General features: G+C 72.7%; 14 protein-coding genes and 1 pseudogene. 3 read left to right on the top strand and 12 right to left on the bottom strand.

The window, feature by feature from the left end; genetic code table 11:
* The 9 genes and pseudogenes from NCC78_RS12710 to NCC78_RS12670 form a co-directional block, all read right to left on the bottom strand.
* Positions 1-291, bottom strand: a pseudogene (locus tag NCC78_RS12710) (hypothetical protein); the annotation flags it as partial.
* 245 nt (positions 292-536) lie between these two features.
* Positions 537-2,927: a WD40/YVTN/BNR-like repeat-containing protein gene (locus NCC78_RS12705; RefSeq protein ID WP_250794654.1), complete on the bottom strand. Its 2,391-nt coding sequence runs from the start codon at positions 2,925-2,927 to the stop codon at positions 537-539.
* 133 nt (positions 2,928-3,060) lie between these two features.
* The gene (locus NCC78_RS12700) at positions 3,061-3,531 is read right to left on the bottom strand and encodes a hypothetical protein (protein ID WP_250794652.1); all 471 of its coding nucleotides are present in this window, start codon (positions 3,529-3,531) and stop codon (positions 3,061-3,063) included.
* An 18-nt stretch (positions 3,532-3,549) separates the two neighbouring features.
* On the bottom strand, positions 3,550-4,425 hold the full coding sequence (locus NCC78_RS12695; RefSeq protein WP_250794650.1) for a carbohydrate ABC transporter permease: 876 nt from the start codon (positions 4,423-4,425) through the stop codon (positions 3,550-3,552).
* Positions 4,422-5,429 carry an ABC transporter ATP-binding protein gene (locus tag NCC78_RS12690; RefSeq protein WP_250794648.1) on the bottom strand — a complete coding sequence of 336 codons (1,008 nt, stop codon included), beginning with the start codon at positions 5,427-5,429 and terminating at the stop codon, positions 4,422-4,424. The genes NCC78_RS12695 and NCC78_RS12690 overlap by 4 nt, the downstream gene beginning before the upstream one ends.
* Complete coding sequence (locus tag NCC78_RS12685; protein ID WP_250794646.1) at positions 5,426-6,724, bottom strand: ABC transporter substrate-binding protein; 1,299 nt, start codon at positions 6,722-6,724, stop codon at positions 5,426-5,428. The genes NCC78_RS12690 and NCC78_RS12685 overlap by 4 nt, the downstream gene beginning before the upstream one ends.
* Positions 6,721-7,554 (bottom strand): carbohydrate ABC transporter permease, encoded by an 834-nt coding sequence (locus tag NCC78_RS12680; RefSeq protein ID WP_250794644.1) that lies wholly within the window; start codon positions 7,552-7,554, stop codon positions 6,721-6,723. The genes NCC78_RS12685 and NCC78_RS12680 overlap by 4 nt, the downstream gene beginning before the upstream one ends.
* A 197-nt stretch (positions 7,555-7,751) precedes the next feature.
* Positions 7,752-8,981: a PucR family transcriptional regulator gene (locus tag NCC78_RS12675; RefSeq protein ID WP_250794642.1), complete on the bottom strand. Its 1,230-nt coding sequence runs from the start codon at positions 8,979-8,981 to the stop codon at positions 7,752-7,754.
* 272 nt (positions 8,982-9,253) lie between these two features.
* A complete protein-coding gene (locus NCC78_RS12670; RefSeq protein WP_250794640.1) occupies positions 9,254-9,991 on the bottom strand; it encodes a hypothetical protein in 738 nt (245 codons plus the stop codon).
* 145 nt (positions 9,992-10,136) lie between these two features.
* Between NCC78_RS12670 and NCC78_RS12665 the strand changes: the two genes are divergently transcribed.
* Positions 10,137-10,589 (top strand): hypothetical protein, encoded by a 453-nt coding sequence (locus NCC78_RS12665; protein WP_250794637.1) that lies wholly within the window; start codon positions 10,137-10,139, stop codon positions 10,587-10,589.
* Between the two features lie 10 nt (positions 10,590-10,599).
* On the opposite strand, the gene NCC78_RS12660 is transcribed toward NCC78_RS12665, so the two are convergent.
* Both NCC78_RS12660 and NCC78_RS12655 read right to left on the bottom strand, forming a co-directional pair.
* Complete coding sequence (locus NCC78_RS12660; RefSeq protein WP_250794635.1) at positions 10,600-14,232, bottom strand: COG1361 S-layer family protein; 3,633 nt, start codon at positions 14,230-14,232, stop codon at positions 10,600-10,602.
* 269 nt (positions 14,233-14,501) lie between these two features.
* Positions 14,502-15,272 carry a hypothetical protein gene (locus NCC78_RS12655; protein ID WP_250794633.1) on the bottom strand — a complete coding sequence of 257 codons (771 nt, stop codon included), beginning with the start codon at positions 15,270-15,272 and terminating at the stop codon, positions 14,502-14,504.
* 237 nt (positions 15,273-15,509) lie between these two features.
* Here NCC78_RS12655 and NCC78_RS12650 point away from each other — a divergent pair, with 237 nt between their 5' ends.
* A complete protein-coding gene (locus tag NCC78_RS12650; RefSeq protein WP_250794632.1) occupies positions 15,510-16,850 on the top strand; it encodes a nicotinate phosphoribosyltransferase in 1,341 nt (446 codons plus the stop codon).
* An 89-nt stretch (positions 16,851-16,939) separates the two neighbouring features.
* Entirely contained in the window at positions 16,940-17,560 is a 621-nt protein-coding gene (locus tag NCC78_RS12645; RefSeq protein ID WP_250794630.1) for an L-threonylcarbamoyladenylate synthase, read from the top strand.
* Between the two features lie 81 nt (positions 17,561-17,641).
* On the opposite strand, the gene NCC78_RS12640 is transcribed toward NCC78_RS12645, so the two are convergent.
* Positions 17,642-19,829: condensation domain-containing protein (locus tag NCC78_RS12640; RefSeq protein ID WP_250794627.1), on the bottom strand; the 2,188-nt coding region annotated here is incomplete at its 5' end.

Below are 19,829 nucleotides of genomic sequence, written 5' to 3'. Positions count from 1 at the left end.
ACCGCCGGCCGGAGGTACGGCAGCGCCGGGGACCGGGGCGGCGAGAACGCCGACCACCGGTAGCGTGCGACGAGAGAACGCGCCGATCGGGCCGCCGGCCACGGCGAGCCCGGTCCGGCCCGTCCCGCGAGCGGTCCCGGCGACCGGTCCGGTGCCCCGTCCGGCGCCGACCACCGGCCAGGTCCCGACCACCGCTCCGACCACCGCTCCGGCCCCGACGCCCGGTGGTGGGACGCCGAGCAGCGCGCCGCCCTCGCCGGAGTCCCTTGTGCTCGACCTCTGCGCGGGCACCGGCCTGCCACTGGTGGAAGGGCTCCTGTATACACCGACCCGCCGGTGACCGTCCGGCCGGGTCGTCCTCGTCGCCGGGCCTCAGGTCGGGTGACGGCTACCCGGCGCACGTCCGAACGATCCGGGTGCCCTCCCCGGCGATGGCCCCGGCAGCGGCGCGAAGGCCACCTCCCGTTTCCGGGAGGTGGCCCTCGCCCTGCGTGGGCCTGAACCCGTGAACCTCCGCCAGGTGGACTACCGTCCGGCTACGCCGCCGCTCGGCAGGAGGCGAGGGCGCCGACGACGCCGACGCCCGTGTCGCCCAGCGGGAGCCTCGTCGACGCCGCGGGGCACCGGGGCACCGTGATGTCGTGGATGCCCCGACCGAACGTCGCCGCGGTCAACTGGCGGCTCGGCTCGTGGTAGCGCAGGTACATGACCGCCGCCATCGGCAGGTCCGCGCCGAGCGCCGCCCACTCGCCGCCGTTCCAGCCCGACATGAACACCCCGACGTCGGTGCCGACCAGCAGCAGCCCGTCGGCGGTCGGGACCACCGAGTTCACCGGCGCGTCCGGCAGACCCCGACCGATGTCGGTCCAGGTCCGGCCGCCGTCGCGGGTCATCTTGATGTGCGCCCGGTCGCTGCCCGACCGGAAGCCGGAGAAGGTGGCGTACGCGATGTTCGCGTCGGCCGGGTGCACCGCCACCCGGGTCACCCAGGTGCCGGGCAGTTGCGCCGGGTCGACCTCGTTCCAGCTCCGTCCGAGGTCGTCGGTCCACCACAGCTTCCCGTCGTCGGTGCCGACGTACAGCTTCTCGCCGTCCGTGGGCGCGGCGGCGATCGTGGTGATGGTGCCCCAGGGGTAGCCCGACGGATCGTTGGGGCCGCCGCCGGTGAGGTCGGGGCTGATCGCCGTCCAGGTGCGGCCGTTGTCCGTCGACCGGTTGACGATGTTGCCCGCGTAGTACATGACGTCCGGGTTGCTGGGGTCGAACTGCAGCGGGGTCAGCCAGTTGCGTCGCTGCGAGGTGGTCTGGCCGGCGCCGATGTTCTGGCGCGGGGTGCCGCCGGAGTTCTCCGACCGGTAGCAGGAGCCGTACTGGCTGCACCCGAAGACGATGTTCGGGTACTTCGGGTGGATGATCGTCTGGAGCCCGTCGCCGCAGCCGATGGCGTTCCACGGGCCGCCGGGGCCGTTGTAGCCGCGGTTGCAGCCGTTGTCCTGGGCACCGCCCACCTTCAGCGCCGGGTCGGTCTGTGCCACGTCGACGGTGTAGAACTGGGTGTACGGCTCGTGGGTGGACTTCACCCAGCCGCCGGCGCCGTCGGCGTCGGAGCGGTAGAAGCCGCCGTCGTTGCCCAGGTATGCCCGGTTGGGCATTTTGGGGTCCCAGCGCAGGACGTGCTGGTCGGCGTGGACGCCGCCGACGGGCGAGAAGCTCTGCGCGCCGTTGGTCGAGCGCATCAAATTGACCCCGGTCAGGAAGACCGTGTTCTGGTCGTCGGGGTCGACGAAGAGCTTGCCGAACCACCAGCTGAACGTGGACTGGGACGCCTGGGCGGCGGTGACCGGGGTCTGCGTCCAGGTGTCGCCGCCGTCGTCGGAGCGGTAGAAGGCCCGGAACGGGCCGAGGGCCGTGCCGACGTACGCGTAGAGGCGCTGCGGGTTGTCGGGCGCGAGCGCGAGACCCCAGCGGCCCTGGTCGGCGTCGGTCGGCAGGCCGTTGGTCATCCGCTGCCAGGTCTGCCCGCCGTCGTCGGAGCGCCAGAGGCTGGAGCCGGGCCCGCCGTAGGTGCGCTGGTTCGGCTCGCGCAGGTGGTCCCACATCGCCGCGTACACCCGGGCGGGGTTGCGCGGGTCGATGACGACCTCGGTCGCGCCCGTGGTGGCGTTCGGCGGCGCGAGGACCTGCCGCCAGCTGTCGCCGCCGTCGTCGGAGAGGTAGACGCCGCGTTCGCCGCCGGGCACGAAGAGGTTGCCGCTGGCGGCGGCGAAGATCCGGTCCTCGTTGCTCGGGTCGATGGCGAAGCGGGCGATGGCGTGGCTCTTCTCCAGGCCGACGCGCTGCCAGGTGGCGCCCCGGTCGGTGGAGCGGTAGACGCCGTCGCCGCCGAAGGTGATGGAGCCGCCGCCGGGCTGCGCCTCGCCGGTGCCGGCGAAGAGAACACCGTCGCTGGTCATCGCGACCGCGCCCATGGCCTGGCCCCAGCCGTCGGGCCAGGCCGGCTCGAAGCGTGCGCCGGCGTCGCTGGAGCGCCAGACGCCCCCGGAGGCGGCGGCGATGAAGACCTGGCCGGGGACCTGCGGGTCCACCGCGATGTCGATGACGCGGCCGCCGATGTTGGTGGGGCCGAAGAACTGCCAGTTCCCCTCGGCCAGGGGCCGGTAGACGCTGCGGGTGTGCGCGGCGAGCTGGTTGGCCTCGCCGCGAGCCTTGGCGTACTTGGCGGCGGAGAGCTCGGTGCTGCCGTCGCTCATCCGTTGGGCGGTCATCCACTCGTCGGGCAGTTCCATCGGCCCGGTGGGGGAGCCGGTGGCCAGCGACCGCTGGCTCGGCGGCGGTGTCGACGAAGCCGTCAGCGCGCCCGCGACGAGCAGCGCCAGCAGCGCGGTCGTCGTCAGGCCGCGGCGACTTCGGAGGAGCGTGAGGTTCATGCGGTGTCTCCTGTCCACATGCGGTGGTGACCGGAGAACGGTCTTGAGTGCGCACGCTAGACAGCGCATCGGTGGACGTCACCGAGCATCTGTTGGGATTCGGGCCGTCAGGTTAGGACACCTGTCGAGGTCGTCACTGGCCGTTCCGGAACTCGGGGAGCCCGGCGTCGTCCGAATCCGGCCCGACCATCGCCGTCAGGGTGGTGCCGTCCGCGCAGAGCGCACCGGCGCGCAGGTACATCCGCCGGTCCTGCGTCCGGGTCAGCACCTCCGCCTCGAAGATCTCGTCCTCGGCGCGGAGCAGGTCGATGTCGGTGCGCTTCTCGTAGTGGGCGCGCACGTCCAGCGGGGTCATCCGGACGGTGGCCTCGACCGACGTCAGAGCGCCCTGCCGCACCACCGAGGTGACGCGCGCGCCGTCGGGCAGGACCAGACCGGTGACGTCGGCGCGGACCTCCGGCTCCTGGTCCAGCGGCACCCGGTCGCAGCTGGGCAGGTTCGCCAGCATGTCCCGGCCGGGCCCGCCGGCGGCCGGCGACTCCGCCCCGCCGCACGCGACGAGGAGCGGGAACGCGACGACGAGAGCGGTCACCCGGAGCCTCACCGCAGCAGGATGTCACGATCAGCGCAGCACCCGCCAGCGCCGCAGCATGATCAGCAGACCGGTGATGACGGCGGCGGTGACCACCGTCAGCAGGATCGTGATGGTCGAGCCGTAGGCGAAGCCGGAGAACTCGAAGATCTGGTCGAAGACGTAGACGGGCAGGTACAGCGTGGCGTTGGCCGGCCGGCCGTCGGTCAGCACGTACGCCGGGACGAAGTTGACCTGGAGCGTGAGGATGGTGTCCCGGACGGCGAGCAGCACCAGCACCGGGGCCAGCAGCGGCAACGTGATCCGCCGCAGCTGGCCGAACGGCCCGCACCCCTCCAGCGCCGCCGCCTCGTAGAGCCGGCCGTCGAGCATCCGGCGGGCCGCGAGGACCACGATGAACCCCTCGCCGATGGGAAACGCCAGCATGAGCACGACGCCCAGCCGCGCGGTCGTCGGGTCGGCGAGCCACGTGTACCCGGGATGACCGACCAGCCGGAGAAGCTGGTTGAGCGGCCCGTACAGCGGGTTGAGCACCCACAGGAACAGCACCGCCAGCGCCACGTCGGGGATGACCGTGGGCAGGTAGACGGCGGTGCGGAACCACCGGCCGCCGGGGCGCGGGGCGGCCAGCAGCAGCCCGAGCCCCACCGCCGCCAGCAGCCGGACCGGTACGGCCAGCGCCAGGTGGAACAGCGACGCCCGGAGGCTGTCCAGCAGGAACCCGTCGGCGAGCAGTCGGCGGACGTTGGCCAGGCCGACGAACCGCGGATCCCGGGTCAGTCCGGTGTGGTCGGTGAAGGCGTAGCCGACGTTGAGCACCGCCGGGAGCACGACCAGCAGGACGACCGCGGCGGCGTACGGGGCGAGGAACGCCCACGGGGTCAGCGGTCGTCGGACCCGGCTCACCGGCGCAGCCCGGTCGCCGTGTCGAAGCGGTGGATCCGGTCGGCGCGCAGCCGCACCGGGTCGCCCGGCCCGACCCCGGGGCGCGGCCCGGTACGGACCGTCAGCCGGGTGCCGTCCGCGCAGCGGGTCAGCAGGACGGCCTCGCTGCCCAGCGCCTCCACCGCCTCCACCGTCACCGCCACCGGTCCCTCCGGGGCCAGGGCCAGGTCCTCCGGGCGCACGCCGAGCGTCTCGTCGGGGGTGCCGCCGAGCACCCCGCCGCCGGGCACCAGGTTCATCGGGGGGCTGCCGAGGAAACCGGCCACGAAGGTGTCGGCCGGCTCGTCGTACACCTGCTGGGGCGGGCCGACCTGCCGCACCCGCCCGGCGGCGAGGACGACCACCCGGTCGCCGAGGGTCATCGCCTCCTGCTGGTCGTGCGTGACGTGGATCGTGGTGGTGCGCAGCTCGCGGTGCAGCGTCAGCAGGTCGGCCCGGGTGGCGAAGCGCAGCGGGGCGTCCAGGCTGGCCAGCGGCTCGTCGAGCAGGTAGACGCTGGGTTCGCGGAGCAGGGCACGGGCCAGGGCGACCCGCTGACGCTGCCCGCCGGACATCTGGTCGGGGTGGCGGTCGAGCAGGTCGGCGATGCCGAGCCGCTCCGCGGCCGCCCGGGCCCGCCGGTCGGCCTCCGCGCGGGGCACCCGGCGCACCCGGAGGCCGAAGAGCAGGTTCCCGCGCACGGTCAGGTGCGGGAAGAGGGCGTAGTCCTGGAAGACCATCGCGACGGACCGCCGGTGCGGCGGCACCCGGGCGACGTCCGCACCGTCGACGTACACCCGCCCGTGGTCCGGCCGGTCCAGCCCGGCGATCAGGCGCAGGATGGTCGACTTGCCCGACCCCGACGGGCCGACCAGGGTGATCATCTCCCCGGCCCGCACCTCCAGGTCGACGCCGTCGAGCGCCTTGACCGGCCCGTAGGACCTGCTCAGCGATTCGAGCCGGAGGACGCCCCGCGCATCGCTCACTTGCCCTGCCCCACCGGCAGGGCGAAGAGCGGACGGACGGTCTCCTCCAGCCGGCGCAGCCCTTCCTCCCGGTCGACCCGGCCGTAGAAGACCTCTTCCAGCAGGGTGTCCGCCTCCCGCTCCACCCGCGCCCAGGTGGCGGTGCGCGGGGTGGCGCGCAGGTGCGGCTCGGCGTCGAGGAAGACCTTCGACGAGCGCGGGGGCTTGCCCGGGTCGAGGAACGCGGGAGAGTTCGCGACGTCGAGCCGGGACGGCACGGTCCGGCCGGACTCGGCGAGGGTGCGCTGGCCGGTCGCGCCCATCGCGAACTCGATGAACCGCCACGCCTGCGCGTGGTCGGGCAGGCCGGCGCTCATGCAGTAGGCGTCGCTGTGCAGGATCGACGCCGGCACGCCGCCCGGCGCCACCGGCAGCGGCGCCGCGTCCCAGCCGAAACCGGAGATGGTACGCAGGGTCGGCACGGCCACCCGGCTGCTCAGGTACATGCCCAGGGTGCCGCGCAGGAACCGGGCCTCGCTGGACTCGCTCTGCTCCTCGGCGTCCGGTGGCACGACCCGGTGGGTGAGTTGCAGGTCGAGGAACCAGTCGACCGCCCGCCGGGTGGCCGGGTCGGCCCGCAGGGTCAACGCGGTGGGCTTCTCCGGGTCGTCGACGAGTTCGCCGCGGTTGGACCAGACGAACGGCGCGAGGCGGGCGACGGAGGGCTGCACGCCGACCCCGTACCGGCCGTCGCCGGTGAGCGCGCGGGCCGCGGACAGGAAGTCCGTCCAGGTCCAGCCGGCCTTCGGCAGCGGCACGCCGGCGGCCCGGAACAGGTCGGCGTTGTAGTACACGACCAGCGAGGAGAGGTTCTGCGGCAGGCAGGTCAGCGCCGCGCCGTCGAACCGGAACGCGTCCAGGGCGCGGGGGCTGAAGTCGCTCTCCTCCAGCACCGTGCTGGCGTCCAGGTAGGACTGCACCGGCTCGATCGCCCCCTGCGCGGCGAACTGCCCGTAGCGGCGGTAGTTGAGCAGGAACACGTCCGGCGGCCGCCCACCGGCGAACGAGCTGGTCAGCCGGGCCATCAGGTCGTCCTGGGTGGCGACCGGGGAGAGGGTGACCTCGACGTCGGGATGGGCCTGTTCGAAGGCGGCGACCAGCGTCCGGTAGCCGGCAACCTCCTCGGCGTCGCCGAACAGCACCACGGTGATGCCCGGCCGGTCCTGCCGCTCATCGGCCTCGCAGCCGACGCCGGCACCCACCAGCAGGGCGGCGGCGACCAGCCCCGCACACCTGCGCAACCATGATCGGGTCACCCGTGTCCTCCGGATCTCAGTGCGGCCAGGGGGTTGTCGTCGAGCAGGATCCGCTGGGCCAGCAGGAAGACCACCACGCACGGCGCGGTGGCGACCACGCAGCCGGCCATCAGCAGCGGCCAGTCCGTGGGGTTCAGCAACAGCAGGAACCGCAGGCCCAGCGGATAGGTGTACCGGTCGCCGCTGGTCAGGTAGAGCAGCGGGTCGATGAAGTTGGACCAGTGGAAGGTGAAGGCCAGCACCGCCACCGCCAGCGTCGCCGGACGTACCTGGGGCAGCGCCAGCCGGCGCCAGATGGTCAGCCACCCCGCGCCCTCCAACCGGGCGGCCTGGAGCTGGGTGTCCGGCACGCCGCCGAAGCTCCAGGCGTAGAGCAGCACGAGGAAGGGGCTGACCGCGAGGAGCGCCGGGGCCAGCAGCGGGACGTACGTGTCGACCACCCCGGCGAGCCGGAACAGCTCGAAGCGGGTGGCCCAGACCGCGGTGACCGGCACCAGTAGCAGCGCCAGCAACCCGAGGACCGTCCGCCGCCGGGCGGTCGGCGTGAGCAGCCGCAGCCCGAAGCCGGTGAGCGAGGCGACCAGCACGGTCAGCGGCACGGCGACCGCGACGACCAGGGCGGAGTTCGCCAGGTAGGTGAAGAGGGGCATCAGTTCCGGCAGGCGGGCGTACGCGGCCAGGGTCGGCTGGGTCGGGAGGAGTTCGACGCCGCGCGGCGGAGGCAGGCCCGCGGGCCGCAGGGAGCCGACGACCATGAACCACAGCGGCGCGGCGAAGACCGCCGCGAAGAAGGCGGGTACGACGAAGCGCCCGATCCACCGCCGCCTCACGAACCCCCCTTGCCCGGCTTCCGCCCCGCCGTGCCCGTTCCCGACCGTCCGCCGCCCCGCTTGCCGCCGGCCGCCCTGCTCGTTCCCGGGTTCCGCCGAACCTACGAACCGGCCGGCCGTCCGGTCATCGGGCACCTGTCGAAGATCTGCGGCGGTGGTTGCGACGTATGTCGCAGCGCCTCCGCGCCGTGGGCCGGTCAGTCGTCCGGCCGGTATCGGCCGGTGAGCCGGGCCAGCTTCAGCGCCAGGTGCAGGCAGAGGCGTTCGTTGCCGTCCTTCAGGTCGGTGTCGGCGAGTTCCTCGACGCGTTGCAGTCGGTAGTAGAGCGTGGTGCGGTGCAGCCGCAGCTCCGCCGCCGTGGCGTGGGCGTTGCCGGCCAGGTCGAGGTAGCGCTCCAGGGTGGCCAGCAGCGCCAGGTGGCCGGGACCGCGCAGCATCCGCGCCAACCCGGGATGCACGTCGGCCACGTCGAGGTGCCCGTCCTTGAGCCGCGACAGCACCCGGTAGATGCCCAGGCCCGACCAGGAGACCACCCGGCCCAGCGTCGGCAGTTGCGCGCCGACCCGGGCGGCGTGCAGCGCCTCGGAGTACGACTCGACGGCGTCGACCAGCCGCGACCGGGTCCGGCCGACACCGACGACGGTCCGCTCCACCGAGCCGAAGGAGCGGGTCACCTGCTGGAGGTCGTCGTCGAGCTGCCTCGCCGTGGCCTCCGGGGTGGGCCGTCCGGCGGCCGGCCCGGCGGCGAGCAGCAGCACGCCGTGGTCGTGGCGGACCATGTGCAGCGCCTCCCGGGTGCCGAGCCGGCGCCGCGCGGCGACCAGCGACTGCTCCAGTGCGATGCGGGCGCCCTCGTCGGGCACCTGGTGGCGTGGCGGGACCAGGTGGGCGACCAGCGCCGTGGTCGGACCGTCGCCGGCGATCATGCCGGCCTCCAGCAGGGCCCGCACCGCCTGGTCGCGGGTTTCCGGGCTCTCTGCGAGCAGCGTACGGGCGGCCTCGGTCTCGCTCTGGGCGGAGAGCTCGCCCAACAGGTTTTCGCGGTAGAGCGCCAGGGACAGCTCCTTCAGCAGCCCCGTCGCCTCGATGTCCACGTCGGCCATCGTGCCGTCCGGGTCGATGAACCAGACGAAGCCCAGCAGCAGGTCGTGATGACGGATGGGCACGCAGATCCGCGGCAGCAGGTCGAGTTCCCGGCAGGACGGGATGCGTACCGGCTCGCGGGCGTCCATGATGCCGAACTCGCGCAGCCAGGCGATCACCTCGGGCGCGGTCTGCCGGCGCAGGATGGAGGCGCGGCGAACCTCGTCCACCACCCCGGTCTGTTCGCTGTAGACCACCACGCGTTGGCGGCGGTCCTCGATCAGTGCCGGCCGGCCCGCGTGGGCGGCGACGGCGTCGACGATCCGTTGCAGCTCACCCTGCATGAGACCCTCCGCTCGCCGGTCACGGGACTGCGCCCGGCACCCGGTCACCCGGGCGGCAACATGATCAGGATCCCTGTCTACACCGCCGACCCGCGCCTGACCAGGCCCGCCAGCCGGACGGTGGGCGCCGCGCCGGCGTCGACGGGCGCAACCATCGACGCCCTGGACAAGCCCGTGGTTGTCGGCGGCCGCTGTCTCGCCGGTCAGCGCGACGGGTCGGCGAGCGCCGGACATACGGCGACCGTCGGGGACGGCGGACGGAGTGGTGGCCGCTAGGGGCCGGCGGGGGCGGCGGTCGGGTGGGCGGCGCCCGTGGGCCCGTCGGGAGAAGGGCCCGCGAGGCCGCCCGCCGCAGCGCCGGCGTCGCGGAACACCGCCTCGCCCTTGACCAGCCAGGCGACACCGAAGGCGAACACCGCGACCGCCTCGCACCAGAACAGCGGCTTGAGCGTGTCCTGCACGGACTCGGGGAGCGCGTTGCTCGCCACCCCGAGCGCGATGGCCGCGAGGATGACGATCCCGCAGGTGCGGTAGACGCCGTTGCGGACCCGCGTCCCCCGGGTCGCGCGGGCCCGGCGACCGCTCATCGGAAACAGCCACAGGCAGAAGACGGCGAGGAGCACGAACAGCGCCGCGGCCGAGACCTGGTGCACCCGCCCGATCGTGACGTCGATGGTGGAGAGCGAGCCGGCCGGCGCGTCGGTCGCGGTTGGGAAGAGCGCCACCGCGATCGCCAGCACCCCGGCGATCGTGCCGAGCAGGTCGTCCAGCCTGCGGTAGCGGTACCAGATGAGGAAGACCCCGACCGCGCACATGCTGCCGACGAAGACGTCCCGCATGTCGGTGTGGTAGTAGCCGCTGATCGAGCCGAGCAAGGCGAACCGGTCGGTGAGCAGGGCGTTGCCGACGGGCAGCACGATCGGCAGCGCGATGCCGACCACCCCGATGCCCAGGCGCAGGCGGCGGACGGTCAGGGCATCCTGCGGCGGCTTGACGGGCACGGGGTCCATGGTTCCTCCCAGGTCGTCCCAGGGAAGCGGTGCTGTGAGACCAGTGGAAACCCTGCGAACGCCGGGTGTCAATCCGCCCGCGGCCGGTGCCGTCCATCAAGGTGTCAGAGGCCGCCCGAGCAGCGGGAACCCGTACACTCGACGGATGGCGATCCGGCGGGGCGTCATCGCAGTCGCCGCCGCTGTGCTGCTCACGGCGGCGTGCGACGCGGCGGACACCGACGGCCCCGCCACCACCGGCCCGGCGGCCGGCAGCACCGCGAGCGGTCCCGCGCAGAGCCGCTCCGGCCAGGGCACCCTGCGGATCACCACCCAGCTCGGCGAGCAGTGCCCGCACCTGCCGGTCACCCCCGACCCGCGCTGCGACCCGAAACCCCGGCCCGACACCGGCTTCGAGATCCGGTCCACCGGCGACGACCTCGTCGCGGAGGGTCGCACCGGGGCGGACGGCCGGGCCTCGCTCGCGGTGGAACCCGGCACGTACGTCGTCCGGGGTGAACCGGTGACGGGCTACCAGTTCACCCCGGAGCGGCGGGTGACGGTCAGCGGGAGCGACGCCGTCGCGGTCCCGCTGACCTACACCAACGGCATCCAGTAGGGTCCGCGGCCTACCGGCCGGTGCCTCCCTTCACCACGATCGTCACGTCGTCGGTGTTGTTGCCGGCCACCGGATCCGGGGTCGAACTCGTCAGCGTCGCCGAGTTCTGGATGGTCCGGACACTGCCCTGCGCCTGTGCCTCGATCACGAAGGTGACCGTCGCGCCAGCCGGCACCGTCGCCGCCGTGCAGGTCACCGTGTGCGTCGCCTTCACGTAGGTGCACTGCGGCGAGACGTACTGCACGACCAACTTCTTCGGGTCCAGGGGCAGCTTGTCAACCACCGTGACGTTCTGCGCGTCGGACGGTCCGCCGGCGCCGCAGGTGGGGGTCGGCGTCGACTGCGCGTCGGTCTCGCAGCCGCCGTTGTTGTGCACGGTCAGGGTGTAGACCACCGTGGGGGCCGGGTTGCCCGACCGCTGGTCGCCGGTCTTGTCGAGCCACAACTCCGCCGACGTCCGGACCGTCGTCTGCTGGTTCGCGGTGTTGTTGCCGGCGTTCGGGTCCGGCGTCGTCGCCGACACCGTCACCGAGTTGGTCAGCGTCGTCCCGTCCGGCACCGACGGGGCGACCAGCACGGTCAGGAACACCGTCCGGGTCTGCCCCGGGTTCAGCGCGCCGAGCGCGCACACCACCTTGTCGGACTGCACCAGGGTGCAGACGGTGACGCCGTTGCCGTCGACACCGCTGACATAGCTCGTGCCCGCCGGGAGGGTGTCGGTGACGGACACGTTCTGCGCCGTCGACGGCCCGGCGTTGCTCACCGCGATCGTGTACGTGATCTTCTGGCCGGCGAGCACCGGATCGGGAGAGTCACCCTTGACGACGGAGAGGTCCGCGACGGCGTTGACCGTCGTGGCCACGCTGTCGCGGACATCGTCGTTGTCCGGGTCCGCGGTCGCGCTGGACACGACGGCCTCGTTGAACAGGACCGTGCCCGGCACCACGTCCGGCGCGACGAGCGCCACGATCATGATCGTCGCGGACGCGCCGCTGGCCAGGTTGCCCAGGCCGCAGCGGACGTCACGGGCCGTCGGCTGGCCATTGGTGCAGGTGCCGACCGACGGGGTCACCGACACGAAGCTCACCCCGGCGGGCAGCACGTCGCCGACCACCACGTCCCGGGCGACGGACGGGCCGTCGTTGGTGACCGTGATGACGTACTGCATCTGGGTGCCGGCGGTGACGGCCGCCGGTCCGGTCTTGTCCAGGCTGAGGTCGGCCGACCCGACGAACTCGACCCGGCCGGTGGCCTGGTTGTTCGCCGGGTTCGGATCCTCGGTCGCGCTGGTCACCGTGGCCACGTCGTTGACCTGCGCCACGTCGTCGGCGGTCACCGTCACCCGCACCGTCGTACGGCCACCCGCCGGCTCGGTGCCGAGGTCACAGGTGATCGTGATCGCGGTGACCGGCCCGGAGCCGGTGGGCGCGCACGCCCCCGACGGGGTAGCGGTCACGCTCACCACCTCGAACGGTGTCGCCGAGGTGAGCACGTCCGTCAGCTCCACGGACGTCGCGTCGGAGGGCCCCAGGTTGTCCACGTGGATGTCGCAGTAGGCGGGCGCACCGGCCGGCGCCGGCTTGTCCGGCTTGCAGACCTTGGTGACCGCGAGATCGGCCCTGGACCGGACGGTGGTGGTGGCGGTGGCCGTGTTGTTGCCCGGGGTCGGGTCGAACTGGTCGGCCGCCACCGTGGCGGTGTTCGTGATCGTCCCGGACGGGAAGTTCGCCGGGATGCCGACCTGGATCACCAGCGGCACCGACTGGCCGGCAAGGAGGTCGCCCAGGGCGCAGGTGAGGGTGCCGGCCGCGTTCGTGCACGCCGGCGCGCTCGACAGGAACGTCACGCCCGCCGGCAGTTTGTCGGTGACGGTGACCGAGGACGCGGTGTTCGGGCCGTCGTTGGTGACCGTGACCGTGTAGCTGACCTGCTGACCCGCGTACACCGGGTCGGGGGAGTCGCTCTTGGTGATCCGCAGGTCGGTCTGGTCGCAGGAGGTGAACTTGAACGCGCCGATGCGCGTCTGCCGGCCACCGCCGTGCTGCTGTGTGTACCAGAACGTGCAGTCGTCCACCGGGTCGACGTTCATCGAGCTGTAGTCGCCCCAGCGGTCGGCGTTGGTCTGCGACGTCGTACCGGAGAACATGGTCTGCTCCGGCTCGGGCATGCTGCCCAACGGGGCGCCGGCCAGCCGGCCGGTGTAGGCGATCGACGGGAAGACGTTGTTCGCGGCGTCGACGATGCTGTAGCCCAGGGCCATGTTGCCCTTGCCGTCCATCGCGATCGACCCCATCCACCGGTCCGCGGTGCCCGGGGCGTAGGTGCCCTGTTGGTGGATGGCCCAGCCGCCGCCGCTGTTGCGCATCTCGTACCAGCGGGTGCCGACGCGGTCGTTGCCGTCGGCGTCGACGGAGGACTGGACCGCCACCATCGCCTGGTAGGAGCCGAAGTTGCGGTACTGCACGCGGTGCAGCAGCCGACCGGGCAGCGCGTCGATCTGCTGGGTGGTGCCGGGCTGCGAAATGCAGTCGCGGGCCGCGCCGTTGCCGTCGACGTCGGTGCACCCGACGTTGATGTCGAACGGCTGGGTGTTCAGCGTCGTGGCGAGGCCGAACGTGCTGTTCGCGGGGGTGGTCCAGTCGACGTGGAAGTCGTAGACATCGATGCTGTCCTGGGCGCCACCCTGGCCGTTGTCGGCGTCGCGGGAGAGCAGGAAGTGGTTCGGCTCGCCTGCCAGCGGCGCGTTGACGCCGTCGAAGTCGCTGGGGAACATCCGCACCCGGCCGGCGGAGGAGACGCCGGGGCCCAGCGCCCCCGCGCCGGCGCCGAAGTACTGGAAGGTGGCGGGGCTGCCGCTGACCATCGCCGCCCGGTCGAAGGCGTACGCACCCAGGGTGCTGCCCTCGAAGGTCGACATGTAGAGGCCGTCGGGCCAGACGCCGAACTTCTCGTAGTCGTGGGAGGCGCTCAACCGGAAGGAGTAGGTGAAGAACGCGCCGGTCGGGTCCGGCGTCTGCGAGTAGGCGATACACATGTCGAACGGCGCGGTGTTCGGGCTGGTGAACTGGGCCAGCATCCACCGGTCGACGGTCTGGTCGTACAGGACGATCGGGTCGCCGGCGTTCTGCGTGTCACAGCCGTTGTCGTTGACCGTGTTCGACGTCCAGAGCGAGTTGATCGGGAACGGTCCGCCGCCCGCCGGGGACGTGCCGTCCTTGTTCCAGATCTGGAACGTCGTGTTGACCATCTGGACATAGTGGTTGGGTCCCACGTCCCCGACGGTGTCGGGCGGGGTGCCGCCGGTCTGGCCGGCGAAGGGGGTGATGGTGGGCTTCAGGTCGTCGTTGACCGGTCCGTCATCGGCCTGGATCGCCGGGTCGGCCTTGCCGTCGACGTCCGACTGTACGGTGGCGGTGTCGGTGGTCGCCACCGTGGCCTTGTTGCCGGTCTTCGCGCGGGCCATGCTTCGCACCGGCTTCGACACACCGGCCCGCACCGGGTCGACCACTCCGACGTGCTTCGTCGTGGCCGGCTCCGGTGGGCGCAGGGGTGCGGCGTTGCTCGGGTTCGGTGCGATCAGGACTGTCAGGCTGGTCACGAGCAGCATCGCCGCTTGGGCGGCGAGCATTCGTCTTCGTGTCACGGAAACCCCCACATGGGTCGTGATCTCCCGTCGGGTAACGGTCTCCGACTTCATAACGCGGCGTGGTAACGCGAGCGCCACTGTGACCGTGATCTGACACTGACCACGAACCGGCTTCACGTCCTGCTGACCTGCCGTTTCGTGCTGTTAAACAGCGTTCTGGCTTTCGACCGGTCCACCGGTGCGTGTCCGAAATCGCCTACCCGAGACCGGGTCCATGAACAGCCCCGCGGTACGGCACCGGACCCGGTCACGACCGGGCGTCACCGTTACGCGTTGAGGATCTCGTACAGGCCCGCCGGTGCCGTTGCGATCTCGCCGTCCAGCGGGCCTCGCAGATCCGGGCTGAACCCGTGCTCCGAGTAACTGATCTCCGAGGGGTGTTCCGGCTCGCTCCCGCTCGCGGGCAGGGTGAACCGGAAACCGAGCAGCCGGCCCTGGCCGTCCACGCTGGCCTCGAACGGCACATTGGCGGCCTGGTCGCCACTGAGCGACGTGAGATGTTCCTCCTGGATCAGGCGGCTGTCGGCCGGGTTCGTCACCTTGGTGAGGTCGAGGGCGCCACGGTAGCTCCGCTCGCCGACCGGCTCGGCCACGGCGATACCCGCGAACAGCTCCCTGGCTCGGGCGGGATCCCCGAACTCCTCCAACACTCTGCGGCGTGCCGGGTCCATCTTCCGGATGTCCAACCTGGTCCACCGGTCGGCGGTGAGCGGATTGCTCCGGGCGAGGTAGTGCTCGTCCACGTGCAGCACCTCGAAGGTCAGGCGCCTCTTGGCGAGGCCGTCTCCGATCAGCCTGATCCGCAACCAGCCGTCCTCACCGTCGACCGCGCCGGCGCCGATCACGTCCGGCGTCCGGAACTGGTAGCTGTAGGAGGCGTTCTCCAACGCTTCGGCGGCCCGCACCAGGATCTCCGCCGAGGAGACCGTCGGGGACGGTGCAGGATTCGGGCTCCGGTCCGCGATGTCCCGCACCACACCACAGCCGGTCAGGGTGAGAGCAAGTGCCACTGCTGTCGCCGCGCCTCGCGTCTTCACCGGGCACCTCCAGCGAGGGTGGGCCGCCGGGCTGTCCGCCCACAGTGCCCCCCGGGTACCCACACGCGGACGTCGGCAATCCCCTGAGCAGGGCGGCGCGAGGTCTGAGCCGGCTTCCTCTCGACAACTGGCCGGCATCCTCAACCGCCCACCGCGACGGAGCCGACCCGGATCTCCCATTTGGCGTACAGGCCACCGGCGGATCGACCACAGTGGTGGCGTGGCCGAGGAGGTGGCATGACCGGATTGCGGACCGACCTGTACGAACTGCGGATGGCGGCCAGCTACCTGCGCCGCGGCATGGTCGAGCCGGCCACGTTCAGCCTCTTCGCCCGCCGCCTGCCCCCGCAGCGCGGCTTCCTGGTGGCCGCCGGACTGGCCGAGGCGCTGACGTTCCTCGAGACCTTCGCCTTCGACGACCACGATCTCGGCTACCTGCGCGACGTCGTCGGCCTCGACCGGTCGACCCTGGCCGCGTTCGCCCGGCTGCGGTTCACCGGCGACGTCTGGGCCGTACCGGAGGGCCGCGTGGTGTTCGCCGACGAACCGCTGCTGGAGATCACCGCGCCGATCGCCGAGGCGCAGTTGGTCGAAACCGGTGTGCTGAACCTGCTCACCTTCCACACCACGGTGGCCAGCAAAGCCGCCCGCTGCCGCCTCGCCGCCGGCGAGGCGCAGCTGATCGACTTCGCGTTCCGCCGTACCCACGGCATCGAGGCCGGTGCGGCCGTGGCACGGGCGTCGGCCATCGCCGGCTTCGCCGCGACCAGCCACGTCGAAGCCGCCCGGCGCTACGGCCTGAAACCGTCCGGGACGATGGCCCACTCGTACGTCGAGGCGTTCCCCGACGAGCGTGCCGCGTTCCGCGCGTTCGCCACCGACTTCCCGACCAACCCGATCTTTCTCGTCGACACCTACGACACGCCCGCCGGAGTGCGGGCCGCCGTCGACGTCGTCACCGAGCTGGGCCTGACCGGCCCGCTCGGCGTCCGGCTCGACTCCGGAGACCTCGCGGCGCTGGCGGTACAGGCCCGCGCGATCCTCGACGCCGCTGGGCTGACCCAGGCCCAGATCGTGGCGAGCGGCAGCCTCGACGAGAACATCATCGCCGGGCTCGCCGCCAAGGGCGCCCCGATCGACGCGTACGGCGTCGGCACCCGCATGGGCGTCTCCTACGACGCGCCGTCACTGGACAGCGCGTACAAGCTGGTCGCCTACGGCGACCGCCCGGTGCTCAAGCTGTCACCCGGCAAGGCCACCCTGCCCGGCCCCAAGCAGGTCTTCCGCGACCCCACCGGCGCCAGCGGCGACGTCGTCGGGCAACGCGACGAACCGCCACCGAGTGGCCGGGAACCGCTGCTGGTGCCGGTCATGCGCGCCGGCCGTCGCCTCGACGCCGCCGATCCGCCTGGCGAGGTACGCGCCGCGCGCCACCGGTTCGACGCGGACCTCGCGCGGTTGCCGGACCCGGCGCGGAGGCTGGCGGACCCGGCGCCGCTCACCCCGGCGGTCAGCCCGGGGCTCGCCGCGCTGCGGGACTCGGTGGCCGCCGAGCACGCGCAGGGAAGCAGCGCCTGACAACCACGGCGTGCCGTGGCCCCGCCGGCACCATCTGCGTGCCGCCGGAGGATGAGGCGGCTGTCCCGGTCAGGGCATAGGCTCGGGGTATGGCGAGGTACTACGACGTGCACCCGGACAACCCGCAGCCCCGGGTCCTCCGGCAGGTCATCGACCTGATCCGCGAGGGCGGGCTGATCGCCTACCCCACCGACTCGTGCTACGCCTTCGGATGTCAGCTGGGCAACCGGGCGGGGCTGGACCGGATCCGGGAGATCCGTCGCCTCGACGAACGGCACCACTTCACGCTGGTGTGCCGGGACTTCGCCCAACTCGGCCAGTTCGTGCAGGTCAGCAACTCGGTCTTCCGGCTGGTGAAGGCGAGCACCCCCGGCAGCTACACGTTCATCCTGCCGGCCACCCGCGAGGTGCCGCGTCGGCTGCTGCATCCCAAGAAGCGCACGGTCGGGGTGCGCGTGCCCAAGCACACGGTGGCCCAGGCGCTGCTGGCCGAACTCGGCGAGCCGTTGCTGTCGAGCACCATGATCCTGCCCGGCGACAACGAGCCGATGACCCAGGGATGGGAGATCAAGGAGCGACTGGACCACCTTCTCGACGCGGTGATCGACGGCGGCGACTGCGGCAAGGAGCCGACGACCGTCGTCGACCTGTCCCAACCCGAGCCGGAGATCCTGCGCCGAGGGGCCGGAGACCCGTCCCGCTTCGAGTAGACGCCGCCCCGCGAGCGCCGCTGCGCACCCCGCCGGACCGGGCCGGATCAGCGGACTCCGGCCCGGTCGTGGGATGCCTGCCTAGCTCCCGGAGTGGTCGGCGATGGCGGCCAGGATCGCGACGTACCGCGCCGACCAGGCCGCGACGGTCGCCTCGTCGAACAGGTCGGTGGAGTACTCGACGATGCCGAGCAGTCCCGTGCCGACGGGGGTGAGGACCGTCGCGTAGTCCCGCCGGGCGCACGCCAGGCCCTGGTCGGCGGCCTCCGCGACGAGGCCCGGCAGGTCCGGCGTCGGGATCCCCGGGTTCCAGCCGAAGAGCATGCTCGCCACCGGCGGCGTCATCCCGGTGCGCCAGTCGGGATCGAGGGCCGCATAGAGCATGGGCAGGGGCGCCGGTTGGTGGCGGACCGCGTCGACGAGGACGTCGTCGACCTGCCTGACCAGGTCGGCCGCGGCGCGTCCGCCCACGGTGGCGCCCTGCCCGGCCGACGCCCATCCCGGGTCGACGGAGAGCCGCAGGAGCAGCGGGCTGGTGAACAGCCCGACGACCGACTCGTGGCGCCGGTCGTCGCGGTGCGCGTACGGGCAGGCGAGGACGACGTCCGGGGTGCCGGTGAGCTGGCTCATCAGCACCGCGTACGCGCCGGCCAGCATCGGGAACAGGGAGCCGCCGGAGGCGGTGGCCCGCCGGTTCAGCAGGTCGGACACGCCGGGCGGGATCTCGAAGGCGTACTCGGCGCCCCGACCGGAGGGCGTCGCCGGCCGGGGCCGGTCCGTCGGCAGCGCCAAGGTCCGCGGTGCGCCGTGCAGCCGGTCGCGCCAGTACCGCAGGGTGTCCTGCGACACCGGCGCGGCGCGCTGGCCGCGGGCGTAGTCGACGTAGCGGGTGGGCGGCCGGAGAGGTGGTGACCCGCCGTCGAGCTGGGCCGCGTAGCCCCGTCCCAGCTCGTCGAGGAGCTGCGTCATCGACCAGCCGTCGCCGCAGAGATGGTGCACGACGAGCATCAGCACCCAACGCTCGTCGGCGAGGCGGCCCAGTTCGGCGCGCAACCAGGGTCCCTCCTCCGGGGGGAAGGGTTTCCGCCCGGCGGCCACGCACCACTGCTCGACCTCCCCGGCGGCGAGGTCGACGACGGGCAGTCGGGTCGGGCGGTGTGCGAGAACCTCCTGGCCGAGGTGGCCCTCCCGGTCGACCAGGCGGGTCCGCAGGGCGTCGTGCCGGGCGACCAGCCCGTCCACCGCACGGCCCAGGGCCGGCACGTCGAGCGGCCCGGTCAGGGTGATCCGCACCGCCATGTGCACCGCGGCGGGGTTGGGCGCCACGCGCTGCCGGTGCCACATCAGCTCCTGTTGGTACGTCGCCGGCGCCTGATCCTCGACCTCGACGGCGCGGCCGGCGGGGTCCAGCTCCGCCGCCATCGCCCGGATGCCGCGGCCGCGGAGCACCTGGTGCACGCCGACGTCGACGCCCAGCACCTCGCTGAGCCGGTTCGCCAACCGTACGGCGGCGAGCGAATGCCCGCCGGCGGTGAAGAAGGGAACGTCCAGGGCCAGCCGGGGGACACCCAGTTCGGCGCACCACGCGTCGTGGACGAGCTGTTCCACCCCAGCGCGCGGCGGCTCGTCCCCGGACTCCGGCAGGGGCGCGGGCAGCCGGGCCAGGTCGATCTTGCCGGTCTCGGCCACGGGCAGGGCGTCCAACAGGACCCACGCCCGCGGGACGAAGTGCTCGGGCAGGTGCTCCCGCAGGGCGGCGGTCCACCGCGCCGTCCGGGCCGCGGGCGGCTCGCCGTCGTCGGACGCGACGACGTAGGCCGCCAGGTACGGCTCGTCGCCGCGGTCGTGGCGGGCGATCACCGCGGCCTGGCGTACCCCCGGAAGAGCGGTGAGCGTCGCGGCCGCCTCGCCGGGCTCGATCCGGTGCCCGGCGATCTTGACCTGGTCGTCGCGGCGGCCGAGGAACTCGACGGTGCCGTCGCCGCGCAGCCGGACCAGGTCCCCGGTGCGGTACATCCGGGCTCCCGGCTGCCCGGCGAACGGGTCCGGGAGGAACGCCGCGGCGGTCTCCGCGGGCCGGTTGAGGTATCCGCGGGCCACCCCGACGCCGCCGACGTACGCCTCGCCGACGGCACCGGCGGGCACCGGCGCGCCGGTGGGACCCAGGATGTAGAGCCGCCGGTTGTCGACGGGCCTGCCGATGTCGATCCGGCCGATTCCGTCCGGGGCCACCGGGCCGGCGGTGGACACGATGCTGTTCTCGGTCGGC

The sequence above is a fragment of the Micromonospora phytophila genome (assembly GCF_023656545.1).
Taxonomy (GTDB): domain Bacteria; phylum Actinomycetota; class Actinomycetes; order Mycobacteriales; family Micromonosporaceae; genus Micromonospora; species Micromonospora phytophila.
The sequence above is the reverse complement of the archived record's forward strand: the minus strand, read 5'-3'. Positions and strand labels throughout refer to the sequence as shown.

Coding starts and splice junctions, on each gene's coding strand:
- NCC78_RS12705 (WP_250794654.1), bottom strand. CDS start 2,927: ATGAACCTCACGCTCCTCCGAAGTCGCCGCGGCCTGACGACGACCGCG.
- NCC78_RS12675 (WP_250794642.1), bottom strand. CDS start 8,981: ATGCAGGGTGAGCTGCAACGGATCGTCGACGCCGTCGCCGCCCACGCG.
- NCC78_RS12670 (WP_250794640.1), bottom strand. CDS start 9,991: ATGGACCCCGTGCCCGTCAAGCCGCCGCAGGATGCCCTGACCGTCCGC.
- NCC78_RS12665 (WP_250794637.1), top strand. CDS start 10,137: ATGGCGATCCGGCGGGGCGTCATCGCAGTCGCCGCCGCTGTGCTGCTC.
- NCC78_RS12650 (WP_250794632.1), top strand. CDS start 15,510: ATGACCGGATTGCGGACCGACCTGTACGAACTGCGGATGGCGGCCAGC.
- NCC78_RS12645 (WP_250794630.1), top strand. CDS start 16,940: ATGGCGAGGTACTACGACGTGCACCCGGACAACCCGCAGCCCCGGGTC.